Origin of the sequence: Dyella sp. RRB7 (assembly GCF_022761115.1) — a bacterium.
Lineage (GTDB): Bacteria > Pseudomonadota > Gammaproteobacteria > Xanthomonadales > Rhodanobacteraceae > Dyella.
The window spans coordinates 36,413-55,953 of the sequence record NZ_JAKWJS010000008.1 but is presented as its reverse complement, the minus strand read 5'-3'; the positions used below and the strand labels follow the sequence as shown (position 1 = coordinate 55,953).

The following is a 19,541-nucleotide window of genomic DNA, read 5'->3' as shown; positions in this document are numbered from 1 at the left end:
CTGCTCGCCTCAGTTGGATTTCAGCTGCCAGGCGGGCTGCACTTGCGCCGCCCGCCAGGTGGGATAGAACGCCGCCAGCACCGTGGCGACAATCGCCACCAGCAGCGTCAACGCCACCAGCGACAGATCGAGATGCGCCAGGCGGGCGATCTGTGGCTCGAACACCATGCCGACGCCCAGCATGCCCAATCCGGTCAGCAGCAGCCCGAGCACGCCGCCGGCGACGCCGACCATGGCCGCCTCGACCAGAAACTGGCCATAGATGTCGGCACGCGAGGCGCCCAGCGCGCGACGCACGCCGATTTCCGGCGCACGGCGCATGAACTTGGCGAGCAACAGGCCGATCGTGTTGACCAGGCAGATCACTAGGAAACCCACCGACAGCGAGAGCGAAATACGGCTTTCCGGCGGCACTGCATGCTGGAAATCCAGCCACTGGTGGACATCGCGCAAGCGATTGTTCGGCGCCCAGCTGAAGCGGCCCGCGCGGCGCTGGTCTTCCGCGTAACCGTTGAGGAACTGCCGATAAGCCTCCACCTTCGATGCGCTGTCGAGCTCCACCCAGGGGCTGATCCATACGCACTCGCCGCGCAGCCAGCTCTCCCGGTCATCGCCCCGCTTGCCGCCGCTGCCGCAGTTGTTGTTGCCGTAGGTCTCGATCTGCTGGTCCATCGCGTAGGTAAACGGGATATAGACCTGCGCGGGCTCGGCATACGCCCTGCCGTTGAACATGTCGTAGAAGCGCGGCTTGGGGTCCCAGTGGTCGGTAACGCCCGCGATGCGGTATTGCCGGTCGTCCAGGGTGATCCGGCGGCCTACGCTGTTCTCGCCGGCAAACAGCTTCTGGTTGAGGTCGCGGCTGATCACCACCACCGCCTCGCGCGACGCATCCTCGGCGGCGCCCCAGGGGCTGCCATACTGGAACGGCACGTCGAACATCGTGAAGAAGTCGCCATACGTCGCGTAACCCGCCGCCTTGAACGGCATCCGGTGCGCTTCTTCCGGCATCACCGACATGCTCACCGGATACAGCAGCGTCTGGCGATCCGCCTTGTGCGCGCGCATCAACGCCAGGGCATCGGTGTAGTTCAGCGCGCCCGGCGGCTCGCCGTTGCGGTTGTATTGCGGGCCACGGTTGTCGATCTGCGGCACGAACAATTGCGACGACTTCTGCGGAATCGGGTCGCCCGATACCACGCGAAACACCGCGAACGTCACCATCGATGCCGCCACGCCGAAGCCGATCGACATGATCATCAGCGCGGTCAGCAACGGATTGCGCCTCAGGCTGAAAATGCCCAACTGCAGGTTGTGGATAAACATACCGCTCATGACTACCTCAAACGATGCAAGGCATCCGCCTTGGCCAACCGAACCACGCAACAAGACCTACACCGACCGCGTGGCCTCGACCGGCGGCACGCGCGAGGCGCGCATCGCCGGCGCGAGCACTGCGCCCTGCCCCAGCAGCAACAGCGCGACCACGCCGGCCAGCACGTAGAGCAGCGAGAGCCGCGCCATCTCGAACTGCGTCACCAGCCACAGGTTCATGCCAATGGCCAGCAACGCGCCAACCACCACGCCGCCGATGCCGATCAGCAGGTTCTCGGTAAGGAAGTAGCTGAGGATGTCGCGCTGCGTCGCCCCCAGCGCACGCCGCACGCCAATCTGCTTGCGACGCTGGCCCACCCAGAAACTGGTGAGGCCCACGATGCCCGCGGCGGTGATGCCCAGCAGCACCAGGCAGACCACCCCCATCAGGATCGCCATGCCGCGGTCACTCTTGTAGGCCTGCGAGCGCACCACGTCATATGTGCGCACGCCGCGTTCCGACGGGATCACGCGCATGCGGTTGAGCTTGTACAGCGCCTCGGGCACCGACCTGGTGACGGCGGCCAGCTGGCCCGGCTTGCTGCGGATCATGTAGGAAGTGCCGCCACCGGTGAGCTGGTAGGGCTCCAGCACGGCGTTGTCCAGGAAGGTGTCCGACCAAGTGCTGTTCCACGGCCCCCCCAGGCGCTCGACGATGCCGATGATGGTGCTTGGTTGGGTGCCGTCATCGACATACACCACCTTGCCCAGCGCCGAACCATCGGGGAACAGCTTGTCGGCCAGGGTCTTGGTCACGATGATCTGCGGCGCCGACACCACCGCCTTGGGATCGATCTCGGTGATTTCATCGGAGCGGAAATTGCGACCGGCGACGAGCTTCACGCCCATGGTCGCCAGTGCGTGGTCGTCGACGAAATACTGCGTGGTGTGCGTCTCGGACTTCTTCGCATCCGGGTTGGTGCGCACGCCAGTCAACCAGCCACCACCGCGCAGTGGGTAGGAGTTGATGGAGATGGCATCCTCCACCCCAGGCAGCTCTCGAATGGCCTGCACATCGGCGCGCACCAGCGAGCCGGTCTTTTCGTCGTCCACACCCACCCAGCGGTTCTGGATGGTGAGCAGGTTGGTTTCGTCCAGCCCGGTGGGGCGCGCGATGCGGTCGAGACGCTGCTGGATGATGAACAACGCATTGCACACGATGGCCAGGGTCAGCGCGATCTGCAAGGCGATGAGAAGGGTGCCGGCCTTGTGGCGCTTGAGGGCAACGAGAATGGGCTTGATCTGCAGCATGGTCATCGCCTCAGTTGGATTTCAGCTGCCAGGCCGGCTGCACCTGCGCCGCCCGCCAGGTGGGATAGAACGCCGCCAGCACCGTCGCCAGCACGGCGACCAGCAAGGTCAGGGCGATCAGCGAACCATTGAGCGTGGCCAGCCGCGCGATATCCGGATCGAACACCAGGGTCACCCCGAACACGCCCACGCCGGTCAGCAGCAGGCCGACCACGCCACCGACCAGGCCCACCGTGCCGGCCTCGATCAGGAATTGCGCGTAGATCTCCTTGCGCGAGGCGCCCAGCGCACGACGCACGCCAATTTCAGGGGCGCGGCGCATGAACTTCGCCAGCAACAAACCCACCGTGTTGACCAGGCAGATCAGCAGGAAGCCCAGCGACACCAGCAGCGATACCTTGGCTTCCTGCGGCACCACCTTTTCGTGTTCCAGCCATTGCGGCACGTCGTACAGGCGCACGTTGGGCGCCCAGGTGAAACGGCCGCTGCGCTGCTGCTCGGCGGCATAGCCATGCAGGTACTGGCGGAAGGCATTCGCCTCGGCGACGGAGGGCAGTTCCGCCCAATACTCGATCCACACGCAGTCCGAGCGAATCCAGGCATCCCAGCCCTCGCCCGAGTGCTTGTTGCAGTTGTTGTTGCCATTGGTGGCCATCTTCAGGTCGATGGCGCGGGTGAACGGGATGAACAGCTGCACCGGATCGCCGAAGCCGGAGGTGTTGACCGGATCGAAGAACAACGGCTGCGGGTCCCACGTATCCATCACGCCGGTGATGCGGTAGTTGCGGCCATCGAGATTGATCTCGCGACCCACGCTGTTGACGCCGCGAAAAAGCTTGTCGTTGAGCGCACGGCCAATCACCACCACCGGCGCATGCGCCGCATCGTCCGACGCCTGCCAGCCACCGCCATAGAGGAAGGGAACGTCGAACATGGGGAATGCGTCGGCGTATACCGCATAGCTGCTCTCGCGCACCGGCAGCATGCTGGCGTCGGCCGGGATCACTGACGGCGCCACCGGGTACAGCGCCGTCTGCCGCCTGGCGCGGTGGTCGCGCATCAGCGCCATCGCATCGGTGTAGCTCATCGCATCCGGCGGCTCGCCCTTGTTCTGCGCGGCGTCCTCCGGGCCCCAGTTGTCGATCAGCGGCACGTACAGCTGGGACGACTTGCCGGGAATCGGATTATTGGAAGTGGCGCGGAACACCGAGTAGGTCGTCATGGAGGCGGCCACGCCGCAGCCAATCGCCATCACCATCAGCGCCGTCAGCAACGGATTCTTGCGAAGACTGCGCAAGCCAAGCTGGAAGTAATAGGCAAACATCATGTTTCGCTCAGAAGGTGATGACGACCTCCCGCCAGGGCGGGAGACAGGTCGCCATGGCTGGATCAGGCCGTGGTGTTGGCGCGCGCCGACGTCACCGCATGGTGGAAGCGCGGGTCTTCCGCCAGATCCACCACCTGGCCGTCGATGATGTGCACGTTGCGCTGCGCGCGCGCCGCCAGCTCGGGATCGTGCGTCACCATGACGATGGTGGCGCCCTCGCGGTGGATCTCTTCCAGCAGTTCCATCACGCCGCGCGCCATCTGCGTGTCGAGGTTGCCGGTCGGTTCGTCCGCCAGCAGCAGGCGCGGCGAGCCGGCCAGGGCACGGGCAATGGCCACGCGCTGCTGCTGGCCGCCGGAGAGTTCGGCCGGATAGTGCTTGGCGCGCGAGGCCAGGCCCACGCGCTCCAGCGCATTCATGATGCGCTCCTTGCGCTCGGCCGCCTTCATGCCGCGATAGCGCAGCGGCACTTCGACGTTGTCGAACACGTTGAGGTCGGGAATGAGGTTGAACGCCTGGAAGATGAAGCCGATCTTCTCGTTGCGGATGCGCGAGCGCTCGTTGTCGTTGAGGTTGCTCACCTCGACGCCGTCCAGGTGGTACTGCCCGCCCGTGAAGGTTTCCAGCAGGCCGGCGATGGTGAGGAAGGTGGTCTTGCCCGAACCGGACGGACCGGTCACGGCCACGAACTCGCCTTCGTTCACGTTGATGTTGAAATCGCGCAATGCATAGGTCTCCACCACTTCGGTGCGGTAGACCTTGGACAGGTGGGTCATCTTGAGCATGGGTGCTTCCTCGTGGTGGTTTCTTTACCCCTCCCCCTGCGCGCAGGGGGAGGCTGGGAGGGGGTGAAGGCGTGCCGCGCGGCCAACCCCACCCCAGCCCGCCCCTGCCAGCAGGGGCGGGAGAATTCGCTAGTTGCTGATGGCGACGCGCGCGGCGCCCTTGAAGCTGTCGGTACCGGAGATCACGATGTTGTCGCCTTCCTTCAGGCCATCGAGAATCTCCACCTTGTCGATGCTGCTGGCACCCACGCGGATCGGGTGTTTCTCGGCCACGCCGTCGTGGACGAGGTAGGCATAGCTGCCGCCGGATTCGTCGACGAACGAACCGCGCTGCACGGTGAGCACGTTGTCGCGCTTGTCGAGCAGGATGCGCACCGAGAGGCGCTGGTTCTGGCGCAGTTGCTTGGGCGTGGCGCCGTCGAAGCGCAGACGCGCGGCCACTTCGCCATTCACCACTTCGGGCGAAATGGCGCTGACCAGCCCCTTCCAGGTGGTGCCGTTGCCGCTGATCTCGCCGGCCATGCCGATACCCAGATCACGCGCGAAGCTTTCCGGCACCTTCATCTCCACTTCCAGCGCGGACAGGTCGATGACGCTGAGCAGTTGGGCGTCCTTGGCCACGGTGGCGCGCTCGGCGATGAACAGCTGGCCGACCTGGCCATCCACCGGCGATTTCACGTTGAGGTCGTCCACCTGGCGCTGCAGGTCCTTCACCAGCAGCAACTGGCGATCGTGCGCGAGCTTCTTGGACTGGATGTCGAAGCTGAGGCTGTCGGAGTTGGTGGCCAGGTCAGCCTTGGCGTGCACCAGGGTGATGCGGGCCTTTTCCAGTTCGTCCTTGGACTTGTCCACATTCATGCTGGGCACCGCGCCCTGGGCGAACGCCTTCTGGTAGCGCGCCAGGTCGCGCTCGGCGCCCTGCTCGTCGATTTGCGCGCTGTCGTAGGCCTTCTGCAACTCGCCGCGGGTCTTGCTGGCGTCGATCTGCGCGCGCAGGTAGTCCACCTGCATGGCGTCGGCGGCACTCTGTTCCTGGGCGAGCTTGTTGGTCAGCTCGGGACTATCGATAACGGCGAGCACCTGGTTCTTCTTCACCGCGTCGCCCGCATGCACCTTCAGCGTCACCGCGCCGCCGTACGTGGCGTACAAGGTGGGACTGACCGCCGCCACCACCTTGCCCTCGGCCGCGATATCGCGAACGAACGGCCCGCGCTCCACCGTGGCGAACGCCAGCCGCGAGCTGCTCACCGAGGCATCCGCCGAAAACAGCCTGCCGATGCGCGGACCAAACAGCGCAAGCAGTGCGAGCACGGCGACGCCGCTGCCGATCCATAGCAGGCGGCGTTTGCGATTGGGTTTGACCTCGACCAGGCGGTCTTGAGCAGAGGTGTCGCGAATCATCGATGTGTCCCTGGCCGCGGACAGCGCGGCCCCTGGGTCCTTGTCAGCAAGCCGCGTGCCAACCCGGAATCGATGATTTATTGCCTTGTTTTCAGATGCTTATCGCCTTCACCCAAGATCGGTGCACTGTCCGCGGACACCCTCACGGACAGACGGACAAGCGTCCGGACAGCTCAGCCCGGAAAGGGCTCCAGCTCGACCGCGGCCGCGCGGGCCGCCTCGCGGGCAATGCCGCAGCCCACCGCCGAGAGATGCCCCAGCGGCGTGGCTTCGAGCAGGTCGAGCCCGCCCAGCCGGCGGGTAGCAAAGCACAGCAGTTCGGCGCGGGCCGCACGGCAGGCCAGGCGCCCCGACTGCACCGGCGCCGCCGGCAGCGCGCGGCCCTGCGCGAGCAAGGCGTCCCAGGCGAGATAATCGGTATCGGGCAGCAAATGCAGCCGCGCGCAAAAGTGGCCGCTGGCATCCAGGCAGTCGATCCACTCGCGCGGGCCATCGGCGCCGATCATGCTGGCCACCACCAGTTCATGCGTATGCAGCAAGCCGGCCAGTTCGCGCCGCGCCACCAGCCAACCGGGTGGCAGGGGCGGATCGAGAGGCGCTGGTGAACGTGCCGGCAGATACAGCACGCTGCCCAGCATTGGCAGGCGAGACGCCAGTTCGGGGCCGGTCATCGGCACCGAACAGCGACTGATGGAGCAGCCAGCCGTATCGCGGGCTGGCCGGGTCGAGGCGAAGGCATGGGCGAGCCAGCCGAGCATCGTCATTCTCCTAGCTGAGAGGCGACCCGGCTGGCGTTCCGTAGGAACGGCGTGGCGATAGGCCTTGAAAGGGGCCCGGCCCGCAGGCCGGACATGGGAGGGGGCATCCTTGCCCATGAAGCCGTCCATCGGGGGTGTTACTTGGTAAGGATCAGCTTGTCGTTGCGGGTGAGCCGCAGGTGGTACTCGCTGCCTTCATGCTGGATCACCAACTCGCGCTCGCCCTTCAGCAGCAGTTGGCTGGAAATACGCCGGACAGTCGGTGCATCAGGCGTCAACGCCTGTTTCAGGCTAAGCATGCGGAAAGAGCGGGCGGGCGCTTCGGCACCCAGAGGCAGGGACAGGACGCTCGTTGTCATGGTGGCGCTCCACGGTCGGTAGTGACAAATGGATGATAATGATTCTCATTTGAGTGTCAACCATCGGTGGCCTATTGCCCTTCTCGTCTCTGGATGAGGGTTTTCCTGCATACGTTGGATGACTGGGCCGGCCTGGCGACCACGCCAACAAAAGCAAAAGTCCCCGGCCCCCTTCACGGGGATAACGAGCCAAGGGATGACAAGCACCTCACCCCACGATCTCCCCAATTCTCCCCAACACCCCCGCATCCAACTTCGCCACCACATCCAGCGCCGCCAGATTCTGCTCCAACTGCTCCAGCTTGCTTGCCCCCAGCATCACCGTGGAGACATGCGGATTGACCAGGCACCAGGCGATCGCCAGCTGTGCCATCGACACGCCGAGTTCCGTGGCGATCGGCACGAGTCGCCGCACTTTTTCGATGCGGTCGCCGCCATGTTCCAGGATGGCCTCGCGCAGCCACTCATAACCGGGCTGCGCCAGACGCGCGTCGGCGGGTACGCCGTTGTTGTACTTGCCGCTCAGCAAACCCGATGCCAGTGGCGACCAGATGGTGGTGCCCATGCCATAGGCGTCGTACAGCGGCGCGTATTCCTGCTCCACCCGCTCGCGATGCAGCAGGTTGTACTGCGGCTGCTCCATCACCGGTGCATACAGGTAATTTTCGCGTGCCACGCGATGGGCTTCGATGATGGCCTCGGCCGGCCATTCGCTGGTACCCCAATAAAGCACCTTGCCTTGCCGCACGAGGGTATCCATCGCGGCCACCGTTTCCACAATCGGCGTATCCGGATCGGGGCGATGGCAGAAGTACAGGTCCAGATGTTCAACGCGAAGACGCTGCAGCGCCTGATGGCAGGCCTCGATCACGTGCTTGCGCGACAAACCGTGCTGCGTCGGCAAGGGGTTGTCCACCGCGCCGAAAAACACCTTGCTCGATACGCAATAGCTGTCGCGCGGGAAACGCAGATCGGCCAGCACATCGCCCATCAGCGTTTCGGCCACGCCGTTGTTGTAGGTTTCGGCGTTGTCGAAGAAGTTGATGCCGTGGTCATGCGCCATCGCCAGCAGGTCGCGCGCGAGTGAGCGGCCTACCTGTGTGCCGAAGGTGACCCAGGCGCCGAACGACAGCGCAGACAGTTGCAGGCCGGATTTTCCAAGGCGTCGATATTGCATGGCTTCGCTCCGGTTTCTTCGAGGGGGTGGAGCAGCATGCCAAGAGCATGCGCCCCGCGTCCATCGCCGCGCGCCTTTACGTGGCACCGACACCGCACCCGCTACGCTACGTCGTCGACGCATGCATTCCCATCACCCGTGGAGCGAAGTCATGTCACACATGCAGGGCTGGGCCGTGCAGGAGGCGGGCAAACCGCTGGTGCTCACGGCATTCGATCTCGGGCCGCTCGGCCCCGAAGAAGTGGAAGTGACCGTGGACTACTGCGGCATCTGCCACTCGGATCTCTCCATGATCAACAACGAATGGGGCTTTTCGCGCTACCCGTTCGTGCCGGGACACGAGGTGATCGGCAAGGTGACGGCGCTGGGAGCGCAGGCCAAGGGGCTCAAGCTGGGCCAGCGCGTGGGTATCGGCTGGAGCGCCTCCAGTTGCATGCACTGTCGCCAGTGCCTTTCGGGCCACCAGAACCTGTGCAACCAGCTCGAGGCGACCATCGGTGGCCACCATGGTGGCTTTGCCGACAAGGTACGCGCGCACTGGGCCTGGACCATTCCGCTGCCCGAGGGGATCGACCTGCCCAGCGCCGGCCCCCTGCTCTGCGGTGGCATCACGGTGCTCAAGCCGTTCCTGGCCTACGACATCAGCCCCACCGCGCGCGTGGGCGTGGTCGGCATCGGCGGCCTGGGCCATATGGCGGTAAAGCTCGCCAGGGCGTGGGGCTGCGAGGTCACCGCCTTCACTTCCAACGCGGCCAAGGCCGATGAGGCGCGCGGCTTCGGTGCCCACCATGTGGTGGCCAGCCGTGATGCCAAGGCCATCGGCGCCATCGCCGGCTCGCTCGACCTGCTGCTGGTTACCGTCAACGTACCGTTGGACTGGAACGCGTTGATCGGCACGCTTGCGCCGCGCGGTCGCATGCATGTGGTGGGTGCGGTCCTGGAACCGATTCCGGTGCCGGCGTTTGCGCTGATTGGCGCCGAACGCGACATCTCCGGCTCGCCCACCGGCTCGCCGGTCGATATCGCCACGCTGCTGGACTTCGCCACCCGCCACGATGTGCGGCCGCAGGTGGAGATGTTTCCGATGAACCAGGTCAACGAGGCACTCAAGCATCTTGCCGACGGCAAGGCGCGCTACCGCATCGTGCTGGAAGCAAACCGCAACTGAGCTGTCCGGATGAACATCGGCCACGCATGCGCTGGCCGATGTCCCGCTTCCTTATCCGTTAGCCCGGGCGGCGATCAGCGCTGATAGCGCGCATCGTTGATCGCACTCTCCACCGCATGCGCGGCTTCATCGACGTGTGCGATGGCGCGATGCTTCAATTCCCTTGCCTGCGGATCGTCCTCTTCGCGATCGATATCGTGGTGGACTTGGCCGAGCAGATCGAGCGCCGCATGCAGGCGACCGGGCTGGTCCAGCGGACGGGTGATTGGCGGGTGATCGTTCAGGTCCTTGCCGTCGTCGATCGATGCGCGCTTGATCTCATCGATGGCATGATCGATCTCGCTGATGGCGACGTCTTCGTGGCTGCTGATGGCCGCATCGCCGGGCCGATGCTCAAGCATCCAGCGTGCGGCGCGGAGATCCGACAGCGCATGCAGGTAAGCGGGGTGATTGCCCGGCAGATCGGCGTGCGCCGACAACGGCAGCAACACCCCCAGTCCAGCCGTCAACATCATGCGCTTGAACAGCAATTTCATGCGACCCTCTCGCGTTTGGGATGAGCCGGCATTATCCGCAGCATCGCTTGCGCTTTCCTTGCTTCGAAGCACAGAGGCCAACGCCGTTTGGAAGGCCAATGCGCGTCGATGCAACGGCTTCCGCATTCCGGCGCACAGCCACTCGCTGCGCGCCGCCACGGGACAGGCCGTTGTCGCGTAGCCAGCCGGGCACGCCATTCTTCCCCGCACCAGGTGAACCCATCACGTAGTACAGGCGGCCGGCCGTCATGCAACCGATGCCCTGTGCAAGGCGATGCGCTCCAGCGGCTCGAACGCCGATCCCGGCGATCGCTCGACGCAGAGGGTCAGCGCATCGATGCGCGCAGCGGGCAGCATGGCGGCACGCATCGCCAGCCAGCGCTGCAGCGCTCGCTCTTCCTCGACCGTGGCCGGAGCGGATAACGTCATATGAAACCGATAGCGATCGAACACGTAGGGGTATCCGTAACGTTGGAGGTAAAGGGTTTCGATGGCGTCGAGCCCGCCGGCGCGACGCTGGAATTCGGGTTCGGCCAATGGCGCGCGCAGCGGTTCGATAGCCTCGGTGCAGGCGGCTGCCAAGGCATGGACGGCGGCGCATTCGGCCGTTGGCCGCAAGGCGAGAAACCCGCCCAGGCGGCCAAGGCGCAGCGCGATATTCATGGGCGCATGCCTTTGCGCCACCGCGGCCAGCGCGCGCCGCAGATCGCCCAGCTCGCTGCCAGGGCCGAGCGTGAACGGCGAACGCAAGGTGGCATGCCAGCCATAGCGGCGCACGTCAGCCAGCAAGGCATTCCGAATGCCGAGAATACCCGCGGGCGCCAGCGCGGCGTCCAGCCAATCGCGCCCCAGTGCGGCCAGGGCACTGGCCGGCGCCGGACAGAAGTAGACCGCGTAGCGCATCAGCGGTCAGCCACTGGCACGCCGCGCGCACCGCTGCTGCTCGACACACCATGTCCTTGCTCCCCCCGACTCATGCCACCTGGTCCACCCAGCCCTCACCGTCGTGACAGCGACAGGTTCCACAGTTGGCACCTGCCGCACCGGGGCATCGCGCCCGGTCCGTCTAGATAACTAGACCTTTGTGACAAGACGAGGAAGCCGGGCGCCGCGCCCTCCATTTACCCGGCGCGCCGGCCCCGTACCAACGATGCCGGGCTAGGGAATCAAATGGACATCCATTCGCCCCGCAATGCCGTCATCCGACTCCGGATGAAACAGCCCATTGCGAATGGTGTCGCTGGTACCCCATGTTTTCAGCGCGGCAAGCACGGTGTCGTCCTGGGCGTCCGTCTTGATATAGAAGTCCAGATGCCGCGCATCGTCGCACTGGACATCGCAATGAAAGCTGGAGATGCCCACCGCTTCGATCTGGCCGTACTCGTTGAGGATCACGGCCGCCGCATTGCCCCTGCAATCATGGGACGGACAGCCAGAGAACAGGTAGCGCTTGCCGTCCAGCACCACCACATGGTCCGACTGGCCACCCAGGGCGGATGCGGCCTGCTCGCTCAGCGAGCGATTCGCCTTGAAGTAGCTCGCCTTCACGCCTTCCGCAAAATGCCCCAGCGCCTGCACGAAACCCGTGGAGCGCATCAACTCGCTGGTGTTGGGGCAGGTCGATGGATCGATCAGCCTGCAAGGTCCCGACGGCATCGTACCGGCCGCCGACGCTGCCAACGGCGCAATCAGCAGCGCCAGCAGACATGCTGCTTTGATAAGCCTGCGCATAACACCTCCCCCTGTTGGAGTAAATCGAAAGCCTTGAGCCCCCTGGGTCGCGCCGCGCGACCCTGCTGCCGATACCCTCAGTTCACCCCGGCGCTGGCACTCGGCACGACGCCAGCTTCCGGGTTCGACCGGCGTGCGCGCAACCAGTTCAAATAGCGCTCACGCAGCCGCAGGAAGGGGCGCTCCACGCCATGATGCAACAGCGCGCCGACCAACAGCACCGCCCCTGCATAGCCGGCAAAGGTCAGTACACCGTGGCCGTCCAGCTTCGCCCCCACGCTGGATTCCACCCAATGAAACACCGCTTTGTGTGACAGGTACAAGCTGTAGGAAGCCAGCGCCAGCCAGCTGGCGCCCGGCACCCGCAACCGGGCCAGCACACAGGTTGCGTTGGCACCCGCAAACACCACCAGCCCCATGCCGAACGACAGCAGCGGGTAGCCCAGCAGGGTGGGCAGAAAGCCAGTACGGTCCTGGAAAAACCAGATCGACAGGCCCACCACGGCCAGCCCCGCCAGCAGGATGCGGTCGGCGTGCAGGGCCCAGCGCGCCCACCACGTGGGCCGGTACGTCCTGATCGCCGCCAGCATCACGCCGGTCAGCAGGCCGTCCAAACGCGACCATGTGGGGTAGTAAATGCCTTCAAGGAAGTACTTTCCATAGGAATTTTGGTCAACATCCTTGAACGGCGCCATGTAGTGCAGCCAAACGTAGCCGCGCACCAGCAGGCCGAAAGCCAGCACGGCAACGCCTGCGGCGACGCATCTGGCCAGCGAGGGGCGGCGGGTCAGCCACCACGCCAGCAAGGGAAACAGCAGGTAGAAATGCTCCTCCACGCACAGCGACCACACGTGCGAGAACGCCAGGTTGTGTTCCACGTCGATCAGCAGGTTCACCGTGAAGGTGCAGAACTGCCATAGCGGCTGGATGCCGGGGTATTCGCGAATGGACGGCCATAGGAAATAGGCGCCCACCACCAGCAGGTACACCGGCAGGATGCGGAAGGCGCGGCGCAGGTAGAAATCGGCGAACGAGAAACGCCGCCCTTCCGCCAACGGCCGGAGCACCTGTGAGCCGATCAGGTAACCGCTGAGCACGAAGAACAGGTCCACGCCCATCCAGCCCGGCTTGTCCATGCCGCCGAAATGGCCCCAGCCACCGATAATGTAGGAGTGAAAAATCATCACCCACACGATCGCAATCGCGCGCAGCAGATCCAGGCCAGGCAAGCGGCTCATCCATTTTCCCCTTGGTGTCGCATGAGTTTGCCCATGCAAAAACCCACGCGCTGATCGAAGCAAAAGGATGGCACTATAGCGTCGCCGGCGCCGGCAGGCATCGCGACGATGCCTGCCCCGGGTCAGCGCAACAGGGCCAGCAGCACCGCCAGCACGATGGCCGCGAACACGCCGGCCACCACGTCGTCCACCATCACGCCCAGGCCACCCTTGAGCCGGCGATCCAGCCAGCCGATCGGCCAGGGCTTCCAGACGTCGAACAGGCGGAACAGGCAAAAGCCCGCCGCCACGGCCCACCACGGCGCCAGCAGCGCGGGGATGAGGGCAATCCACAGGCCTACGAATTCGTCCCACACGATGCTGCGATGATCGTCCACGCCCAGCGCACGGCCCGCGATACCGCAGGCCCACACGCCGATGGAAAACGCCACCAGCAGGGTGAATACGTAGAGTTGCAACGGCAGCGTGCGCAGCAGCAGCCAGGGCAGCACGGCGGCCAGCGATCCGAACGTGCCCTGCGCCGCCGGCGCCAGGCCCGAGCCGAAACCGCAGGCCAGCCACCCGGCCGGCGTGGCCAGCAGCAGGCGCCGCTGTTCCGGTGAGAGTGTGGTCTTGTCGCTCATGCGAAATGGTCCCAGCCGCGATGCGTCGCTTCCAGCCATTGTCCCCGCTCGTCGCGCACGCGTACACCGTAGCCTTCCACCATGCGGCCGATGCGCGTGGCGCCGCAGCCCATGCGCGCAAGATCGGCCTGCACCTCGGCCACCAGCGATGGCGGCACGGTGAAGCACAGTTCGTAATCGTCGCCGCCGGCCAGCGCGAAATCGCGCGCGGTGACGTCGTCGAAGGCGCCCAGCAACATGGATGAGCGCGGCAACAGCGGCGCATCGATTTCCGCGCCCAAGCCGCTGGCTTCGCAGATATGACCGAGGTCGGCCAGCAGGCCATCGGAAACATCGATGCAGGCAGTGGCGCGCTCGCGCAGGGCCAGCCCCGCCGCCAGCCGGGGCGTGGGGCGGTTGAGGCGTTCGATCAGGTAAGCGGCGCGCCCATCGCCCTCGCCGACACGCGCGCCATGCTGCAGCAGCTGCAACCCGGCGGCGGCATCGCCCAGGGTGCCGGTGACCAGCACCACGTCACCCACCCGCGCACCCGCACGGGTCAGCGCCTGGTCCGGCGGCACGAAGCCATGCACGGCGACGCTGACGGCAAGCGCGCCGTGCGTGGTGTCGCCGCCGATCAGCGCCAGCCGGTGCGGCTGGGCCAGCTGCGCGAAGCCTTCGGCAAAGCCGTCGATGAACGCCTGCAGCTGTTCGCGCGATTGCGGCGGCAAGGTGAGCGCCAACAGCGCCCAGGCGGGGCTGGCGCCCATCGCCGCCAGGTCGGAAAGGTTGACCGCCAGCGACTTCCAGCCGATATCGGCCGGCGCGGTGCCGTGCGGAAAATGCACGCCCTCGACCAGGGTGTCGATGGCGATGGCCAGCTCCTGCCCCGCCGGCGGCGCCACCACGGCGGCGTCGTCGCCGATGCCCAGGCGCACATCGTCGCGGCCTTGCGCGGTGCGCTCGCGGATGCGGTCGATCAGGCTAAATTCCATGGCTTGCGACCTGTGCGGATCAGAAGGCCCAGCCGGGGACACTAGCGGCTGAAGACCAGGGTGGGAGCATCGTGATAGGTGGTTTCCTGCCACAGCTTGAAGCCGGCCTTCTCCGCCACGCGGATCGACGGCCGGTTGTCCGGGGCAATGATGCACACGGCGCGCAACGCACCGAAGTGCTGCCCGCCCCAGGCGATGGCGGCGGCCACCGCTTCGCTCGCATAGCCCTTGCCGTGGGCGTGGGGCGCCAGCACCCAGCCGAACTCCAGCATGCCTGCCAGCGAGGGCTGCATGTCGCGATGGAAGTCGGCAAAGCCGATATCACCGATATAGCGGCCGGTGGCCTTTTCCTCCACCGCCCAGTAGCCGTAGCCCAGCACATTCCACAGGCCGATGTACTGCAGCAGGCGGCGCCACACTTCCTCGCCGGTAAGCGGGCGGCCACCAATAAAACGGGTAACTTCAGGGTCGGACCAGATGGCCGCACGTGCATCGTGATCCTCGACGCGATGCGCGCGCAGGCGCAGTCGCGCGGTTTCCAGCACCGGCACCGCGCCTTCGTACTGCCCTTCCCTGGCCCGTTCCATCAGCTGCGCTTTTCGGGCGCGCGCAGCACGCCGGCCAGCTTGTCCAACACACCGTTGACGTAGCTGTGGCCGTGATCGGCACCGAAGCGCTTGGTGACTTCGATGGCCTCGTTGATGATCACGCGGTACGGCACGTCCGGGCGGTACTTCAGCTCATACGCGGCCAGGCGCAGCGCGGCGCGCTCGATCGGGTCGATCTGGCCGACCTCGCGGTCCACGTAGGGCTTGAGGCTCTCGTCGATGGCGTCGATGTGCTTTTCCACGCCGTGCAGCAGATCCTCGAAGTACTCCAGGTCGGCCACTTCCATGTCCTGCTCGTGGCGGAACTGGTCGATCACCGCGTTCATGTGGCTGCCGCTGAGCTGCCAGGCGTACAACGCCTGCAGCGCGCGGCGGCGGGCACGCGAGCGTGCGGCCAGATCGATGCCTTCCGGACGCTGGCTCATCACAGCTTTCCGTACAGGTTGACCATCTCGAGCGCGGCCAGCGCCGCGTCGGCGCCCTTGTTGCCGGCCTTGGTGCCGGAACGCTCGATGGCCTGCTCGATGTTGTCGGTGGTGAGCACCCCGAACGCCACCGGCACGCCGGAGGCATACGCCGCCTGGGCCAGGCCCTTGGCGCACTCGCCGGCCACGTAGTCGAAATGCGGGGTGGAACCGCGGATCACCGCGCCCAGCGCGATCACCGCCGCGTACTTGCCGGAGTTGGCCACCTTGTGCGCGGCCAGCGCGATTTCCCACGCGCCTGGCACGCGGATCAGCTCGATCGCGTCGTCCTTCACGCCATGGCGCACCAGCACGTCGCGCGCGCCGGCCACCAGGGGCTCGACGACGAAACCGTTGAAACGGCCGGCGACAATGGCAAAACGGCCTTTGGGCGTGGCGAAATCGCCTTCGATGATCTTCATGGGTATGCGCTTCCTGAGGGCTTGGTGGCCCATGCGGGCCGGGTATTTTACGGGATTTGGGGCAGCGTGCCCGGATCGGGCCGGGAAACCGCCCCGGCGAGGTGCGGATGGCCGCCAAACCGCAGGCTGGCCTGCCCCGCCGCCACCTGCAGCCGGGCCGGCACGCCGAACGGCAGGGTGAACTTGTCCGGCTCGTGGCCGAACGGCATGCCGCGCACCACGGGGATGTGCGCCACCTGGCTGATCTGGTCGAGCGCCGCGTCGATGTCGTAGCCGTTGTCGTAGCCGTGCGGCCGGCAATGGGTGAAATGCCCCAGCACCAGCGCCCGCTGGCGGTCCAGCACGCCGGCCAGGTGCAGTTGGTACAGCAGCCGCTCGATGCGGAACGGCGGCTCGCCCACGTCCTCCACGAACAGGATGCCGCCGTCGATCCTGGGGAAGTACGGCGTGCCGAGCAGGCTGCACAGCATGGCCAGGTTGCCACCCCACAGCGGACCTGCCACCTCCAGCTCGGCCGTCGACGGCGTGGCCCAGCGCGCGCTGGCCTCCGGCTCGCCCACGGCACGCCAGAAGTGCCCCCACATCAGGCCATTGAGCTCGGGCGCGCCGAAGTCCGGCCCCAGCATCGGCCCGCCGAAGGTGATGAGTCCGCTCTTCACATAGAGGGCCATCTGGATGGCGGTGAAATCGCTATGCCCGACCAGCAGCGTCGAGGTACCGGCCAGCCGCTCGCGCAGCGCGCCGTAGTGGATATGTTCGAGCAAGCGCGTGGCGCCGTAGCCGCCGCGCACCGCCAGCACGATATCCGGCAGGGACGGATGGATGGCCAGACGATTGAGGTCGGCCACCCGCTCGGCGTCGCTGCCGGCGAAACGGTGCTCGGTACGGTCCAGCACGTCCAGCCCATCGACCGTGCAGCCCGCCGCGCGCAGGCGAGCGACGCCGCGCGTCATGGCGTCGCGATCGTGCGGGTAGCCGGAGGGGGCGATCAGGCGGACAGTCGTGGAGGTCATGGCGTTGCCTGTGGTGAATCGTCCCGGGAATATGCCGATGGAAACATGGCGCTCATGGGGCGGGATAGAGCGAAACCCCTTGCCGCTACCCCCGCGAAGGCGGGGATGACGGCGAGGAACATTCGACGTTTCGTCAAACGTACTCCACCACTTCCAGGCCGAAGCCGCCCAGCCCCACCATCTTGCGCGGCGTACCCAGCACGCGCAGTTGGCGGATGCCCAGGTCGGCCAGGATCTGCGCGCCCAGGCCAAGCTGGCGCCACTCCTGCTGCAAGGCCTCTTCCGGCGCCTGCACCGAGGGCTGGCGATTGAGGCGGCGCAGCAGCGCATCGGCGGTGTCCTCGCCCGACAGCACCAGCAAGGCGCCGCGCCCCTCGTCGGCGATGCGACGCAAGGCGGCGGTCACGGTAAGGCCCAGGTCATCGCGCTGCAGATGCAGCACATCGGAAAGCGTGTTGCGCACGTGCACGCGCGTGAGCACCGGCTCGCCATCGTGCACCGTGCCACGCAGCAGCGCGAAATGCAGGCCGTGATGGATCGCATCGCGATAAGCCACCAGGCGGAACGGGCCGAATTCGGTCTGCACATCCTCCTCGTACACGCGGGCCACCGTCTTCTCGGTTTCCAGGCGATAGCGGATCAGGTCGGCGATGGTGCCGATCTTCAGGCCATGCTTTTTGGCGAACACTTCCAGCTCCGGACGGCGTGCCATCGAGCCATCCTCGTGCAGGATTTCAATCAATACCGCCGACGGCTCCAGACCCGCCAGCGCGGCGAGATCGCAACCGGCCTCGGTATGACCGGCGCGCGTCAGCACGCCACCCGGCTGCGCGGTGAGCGGGAAGATATGGCCCGGCTGCGAGAGATCCTGCGGCTTGGCATCGGACTTCACCGCCACCTGGATGGTGCGCGCGCGGTCGTGCGCCGAGATGCCGGTGGTGACGCCCTCGGCCGCCTCGATCGAGACGGTGAAGTTGGTCTGGTAGGGCGAGGTGTTGTCGACCACCATGGGCTTGAGGCCCAGCTGGCGCGTGCGCTGCTCGGTCAGCGTAAGGCAGACCAGGCCACGCGCCTCGCGCACCATGAAGTTGATGTCCTCCGGCCGCACCATCTGCGCGGCCATGATGAGGTCGCCCTCGTTCTCGCGGTCCTCGTCGTCGAGGATGACGACCATGCGGCCGGCGCGGATGTCTTCGAGAATTTCGGGAATGGTGTTGAAGCTCATGGGGATATCCAAAAAGTTGGCCGAGACGCTGCCTTCATTCGTCATCCCCGCGAAAGCGGGGATCCAGCGCCTTGAGTGAGTGCATGCGAAGACGCCGGGTCCCCGCTTTCGCGGGGACGACGGGCGTCAGGCGAAGCCATGCTGCTTGAGAAACGTCTCATCGAGCTTCGGCGCATCGCCACTGGCGAGCAGCCGCTCGATATAGCGCGCCACCACGTCCACCTCGATGTTCACCGCATCGCCTGCGCGGCGCGCATGGAACGCGGTGTGTTCCACCGTATGCGGAATCAGGTTGACGCCGAAGCGATGGCCGTTGACCTCGTTCACGGTAAGGCTGGTGCCGTCGATGCAGATGGAGCCCTTGGCCGCGATATAGCGCGACAGCGCCGCCGGCACCTCGAACACCCAGCGCAGCGAACGGCCGTCCGGCGTAATCGACACCACCTTGCCCACGCCATCGACATGGCCGGACACCAGATGCCCGCCCAGGCGATCGGCCAGACGCAGCGCCTTTTCCAGGTTCACCGGATCGCCGGCCTTGTGCTTGCCCAGCGTGGTCAGCGACAGCGTCTCGTTGGAGACATCCGCGCCGAAGCCTCGCGGCTCCAGCGTCACCGCGGTAAGGCACACGCCGGAGACGGCAATGCTGTCGCCCAGCTGCACGTCGGTGAGGTCGAGGTCGGCCGTATCGACATGCAGGCGCACGTCGCCGCCTCGCGGTTCCAGCCGCGCGATGCGGCCCACGGTCTGGATGATGCCGGTGAACATCAGCGCACCTCCGCGACGAAGGTGGCAAGACAGAAATAACGATGCTTGGACATGAAACGTTTCCCGCGTTGAAAAACATGCGAAAAACGCCCCAAGGCGTCTGGCAGGCACAGGCCCGTGAAGGCGCGTGTCGTACCGTCTTCTCTCATCCGGACTTTCTGGAAGCCATCGCTGGCCGCCAACCGTCGGCTCCGGCATCGGACCGGATCTGCTGACCTTCCAGCAAGGCCGGAAGCGCTCGCGGGCTCGCACCCGAGGTGCCTACCGCCGGTGGGGAATCACACCCCGCCCTGAAGACGTCGTTTGTGGTTTGCCGGCGAACCGGCGGCGGGGAGTTTAGCA

At 65.9% G+C, this 19,541-nt stretch carries 21 protein-coding genes and 1 riboswitch; of the genes, 1 reads left to right on the top strand and 20 read right to left on the bottom strand.

Annotated elements, in window-relative coordinates; translation table 11 throughout:
• Positions 1–9: 9 nt before the first annotated feature.
• The 8 genes from MJ606_RS16465 to MJ606_RS16430 all read right to left on the bottom strand — a co-directional run bounded on the left by MJ606_RS16465 (position 10) and on the right by MJ606_RS16430 (position 8,429).
• Positions 10–1,323, bottom strand: a complete 1,314-nt coding sequence (locus MJ606_RS16465) for an ABC transporter permease (protein ID WP_243050733.1) — start codon at positions 1,321–1,323, stop codon at positions 10–12.
• Positions 1,324–1,389: 66 nt separating this feature from the next.
• Entirely contained in the window at positions 1,390–2,622 is a 1,233-nt protein-coding gene (locus MJ606_RS16460) for an FtsX-like permease family protein (protein WP_243050637.1), read from the bottom strand.
• Between the two features lie 10 nt (positions 2,623–2,632).
• Positions 2,633–3,946: an ABC transporter permease gene (locus MJ606_RS16455; RefSeq protein ID WP_243050732.1), complete on the bottom strand. Its 1,314-nt coding sequence runs from the start codon at positions 3,944–3,946 to the stop codon at positions 2,633–2,635.
• Positions 3,947–4,011: 65 nt separating this feature from the next.
• The gene (locus MJ606_RS16450) at positions 4,012–4,734 is read right to left on the bottom strand and encodes an ABC transporter ATP-binding protein (protein ID WP_243050636.1); all 723 of its coding nucleotides are present in this window, start codon (positions 4,732–4,734) and stop codon (positions 4,012–4,014) included.
• Positions 4,735–4,863: 129 nt separating this feature from the next.
• Positions 4,864–6,135 (bottom strand): efflux RND transporter periplasmic adaptor subunit, encoded by a 1,272-nt coding sequence (locus MJ606_RS16445; protein ID WP_243050635.1) that lies wholly within the window; start codon positions 6,133–6,135, stop codon positions 4,864–4,866.
• A gap of 173 nt (positions 6,136–6,308) precedes the next feature.
• Positions 6,309–6,893: a hypothetical protein gene (locus MJ606_RS16440; RefSeq protein WP_243050634.1), complete on the bottom strand. Its 585-nt coding sequence runs from the start codon at positions 6,891–6,893 to the stop codon at positions 6,309–6,311.
• 137 nt (positions 6,894–7,030) lie between these two features.
• Positions 7,031–7,192, bottom strand: a complete 162-nt coding sequence (locus MJ606_RS16435; protein WP_243050731.1) for a hemin uptake protein HemP — start codon at positions 7,190–7,192, stop codon at positions 7,031–7,033.
• 268 nt (positions 7,193–7,460) lie between these two features.
• The gene (locus MJ606_RS16430; RefSeq protein ID WP_243050633.1) at positions 7,461–8,429 is read right to left on the bottom strand and encodes an aldo/keto reductase; all 969 of its coding nucleotides are present in this window, start codon (positions 8,427–8,429) and stop codon (positions 7,461–7,463) included.
• A gap of 151 nt (positions 8,430–8,580) precedes the next feature.
• On the opposite strand from MJ606_RS16430, the gene MJ606_RS16425 reads away from it, so the two are divergent.
• On the top strand, positions 8,581–9,597 hold the full coding sequence (locus tag MJ606_RS16425) for an NAD(P)-dependent alcohol dehydrogenase (protein WP_243050632.1): 1,017 nt from the start codon (positions 8,581–8,583) through the stop codon (positions 9,595–9,597).
• 74 nt (positions 9,598–9,671) lie between these two features.
• Here the strand turns inward: MJ606_RS16425 and MJ606_RS16420 are convergent, their stop codons facing one another.
• The 12 genes from MJ606_RS16420 to MJ606_RS16365 all read right to left on the bottom strand — a co-directional run bounded on the left by MJ606_RS16420 (position 9,672) and on the right by MJ606_RS16365 (position 19,199).
• Positions 9,672–10,133: a hypothetical protein gene (locus MJ606_RS16420; RefSeq protein WP_243050631.1), complete on the bottom strand. Its 462-nt coding sequence runs from the start codon at positions 10,131–10,133 to the stop codon at positions 9,672–9,674.
• A 246-nt stretch (positions 10,134–10,379) separates the two neighbouring features.
• A complete protein-coding gene (locus MJ606_RS16415) occupies positions 10,380–11,036 on the bottom strand; it encodes a DUF1045 domain-containing protein (RefSeq protein ID WP_243050630.1) in 657 nt (218 codons plus the stop codon).
• Between the two features lie 255 nt (positions 11,037–11,291).
• Positions 11,292–11,864 (bottom strand): hypothetical protein, encoded by a 573-nt coding sequence (locus MJ606_RS16410; protein ID WP_243050629.1) that lies wholly within the window; start codon positions 11,862–11,864, stop codon positions 11,292–11,294.
• A gap of 77 nt (positions 11,865–11,941) precedes the next feature.
• The gene (locus MJ606_RS16405) at positions 11,942–13,102 is read right to left on the bottom strand and encodes an acyltransferase (protein ID WP_243050628.1); all 1,161 of its coding nucleotides are present in this window, start codon (positions 13,100–13,102) and stop codon (positions 11,942–11,944) included.
• A gap of 122 nt (positions 13,103–13,224) precedes the next feature.
• Entirely contained in the window at positions 13,225–13,725 is a 501-nt protein-coding gene (locus tag MJ606_RS16400; RefSeq protein ID WP_243050627.1) for a phosphatidylglycerophosphatase A, read from the bottom strand.
• Complete coding sequence (gene thiL, locus MJ606_RS16395) at positions 13,722–14,699, bottom strand: thiamine-phosphate kinase (protein ID WP_243050626.1); 978 nt, start codon at positions 14,697–14,699, stop codon at positions 13,722–13,724. Before thiL ends, MJ606_RS16400 begins: the two co-directional genes overlap by 4 nt.
• Positions 14,700–14,740: 41 nt before the next feature.
• A complete protein-coding gene (locus tag MJ606_RS16390) occupies positions 14,741–15,286 on the bottom strand; it encodes a GNAT family N-acetyltransferase (RefSeq protein WP_243050625.1) in 546 nt (181 codons plus the stop codon).
• Positions 15,286–15,732: a transcription antitermination factor NusB gene (gene nusB, locus MJ606_RS16385; protein WP_243050624.1), complete on the bottom strand. Its 447-nt coding sequence runs from the start codon at positions 15,730–15,732 to the stop codon at positions 15,286–15,288. Before nusB ends, MJ606_RS16390 begins: the two co-directional genes overlap by 1 nt.
• Entirely contained in the window at positions 15,732–16,199 is a 468-nt protein-coding gene (gene ribE, locus MJ606_RS16380) for a 6,7-dimethyl-8-ribityllumazine synthase (RefSeq protein ID WP_304529402.1), read from the bottom strand. The genes nusB and ribE overlap by 1 nt, the downstream gene beginning before the upstream one ends.
• A 41-nt stretch (positions 16,200–16,240) precedes the next feature.
• Positions 16,241–17,206, bottom strand: a complete 966-nt coding sequence (gene ldcA / locus MJ606_RS16375) for a muramoyltetrapeptide carboxypeptidase (RefSeq protein WP_243050623.1) — start codon at positions 17,204–17,206, stop codon at positions 16,241–16,243.
• Positions 17,207–17,339: 133 nt separating this feature from the next.
• Positions 17,340–18,431 carry a bifunctional 3,4-dihydroxy-2-butanone-4-phosphate synthase/GTP cyclohydrolase II gene (gene ribBA / locus MJ606_RS16370; RefSeq protein WP_243050622.1) on the bottom strand — a complete coding sequence of 364 codons (1,092 nt, stop codon included), beginning with the start codon at positions 18,429–18,431 and terminating at the stop codon, positions 17,340–17,342.
• Positions 18,432–18,557: 126 nt separating this feature from the next.
• On the bottom strand, positions 18,558–19,199 hold the full coding sequence (locus tag MJ606_RS16365; protein ID WP_243050621.1) for a riboflavin synthase: 642 nt from the start codon (positions 19,197–19,199) through the stop codon (positions 18,558–18,560).
• 133 nt (positions 19,200–19,332) lie between these two features.
• Positions 19,333–19,501, bottom strand: a riboswitch (FMN riboswitch).
• Positions 19,502–19,541 lie beyond the last annotated feature (40 nt).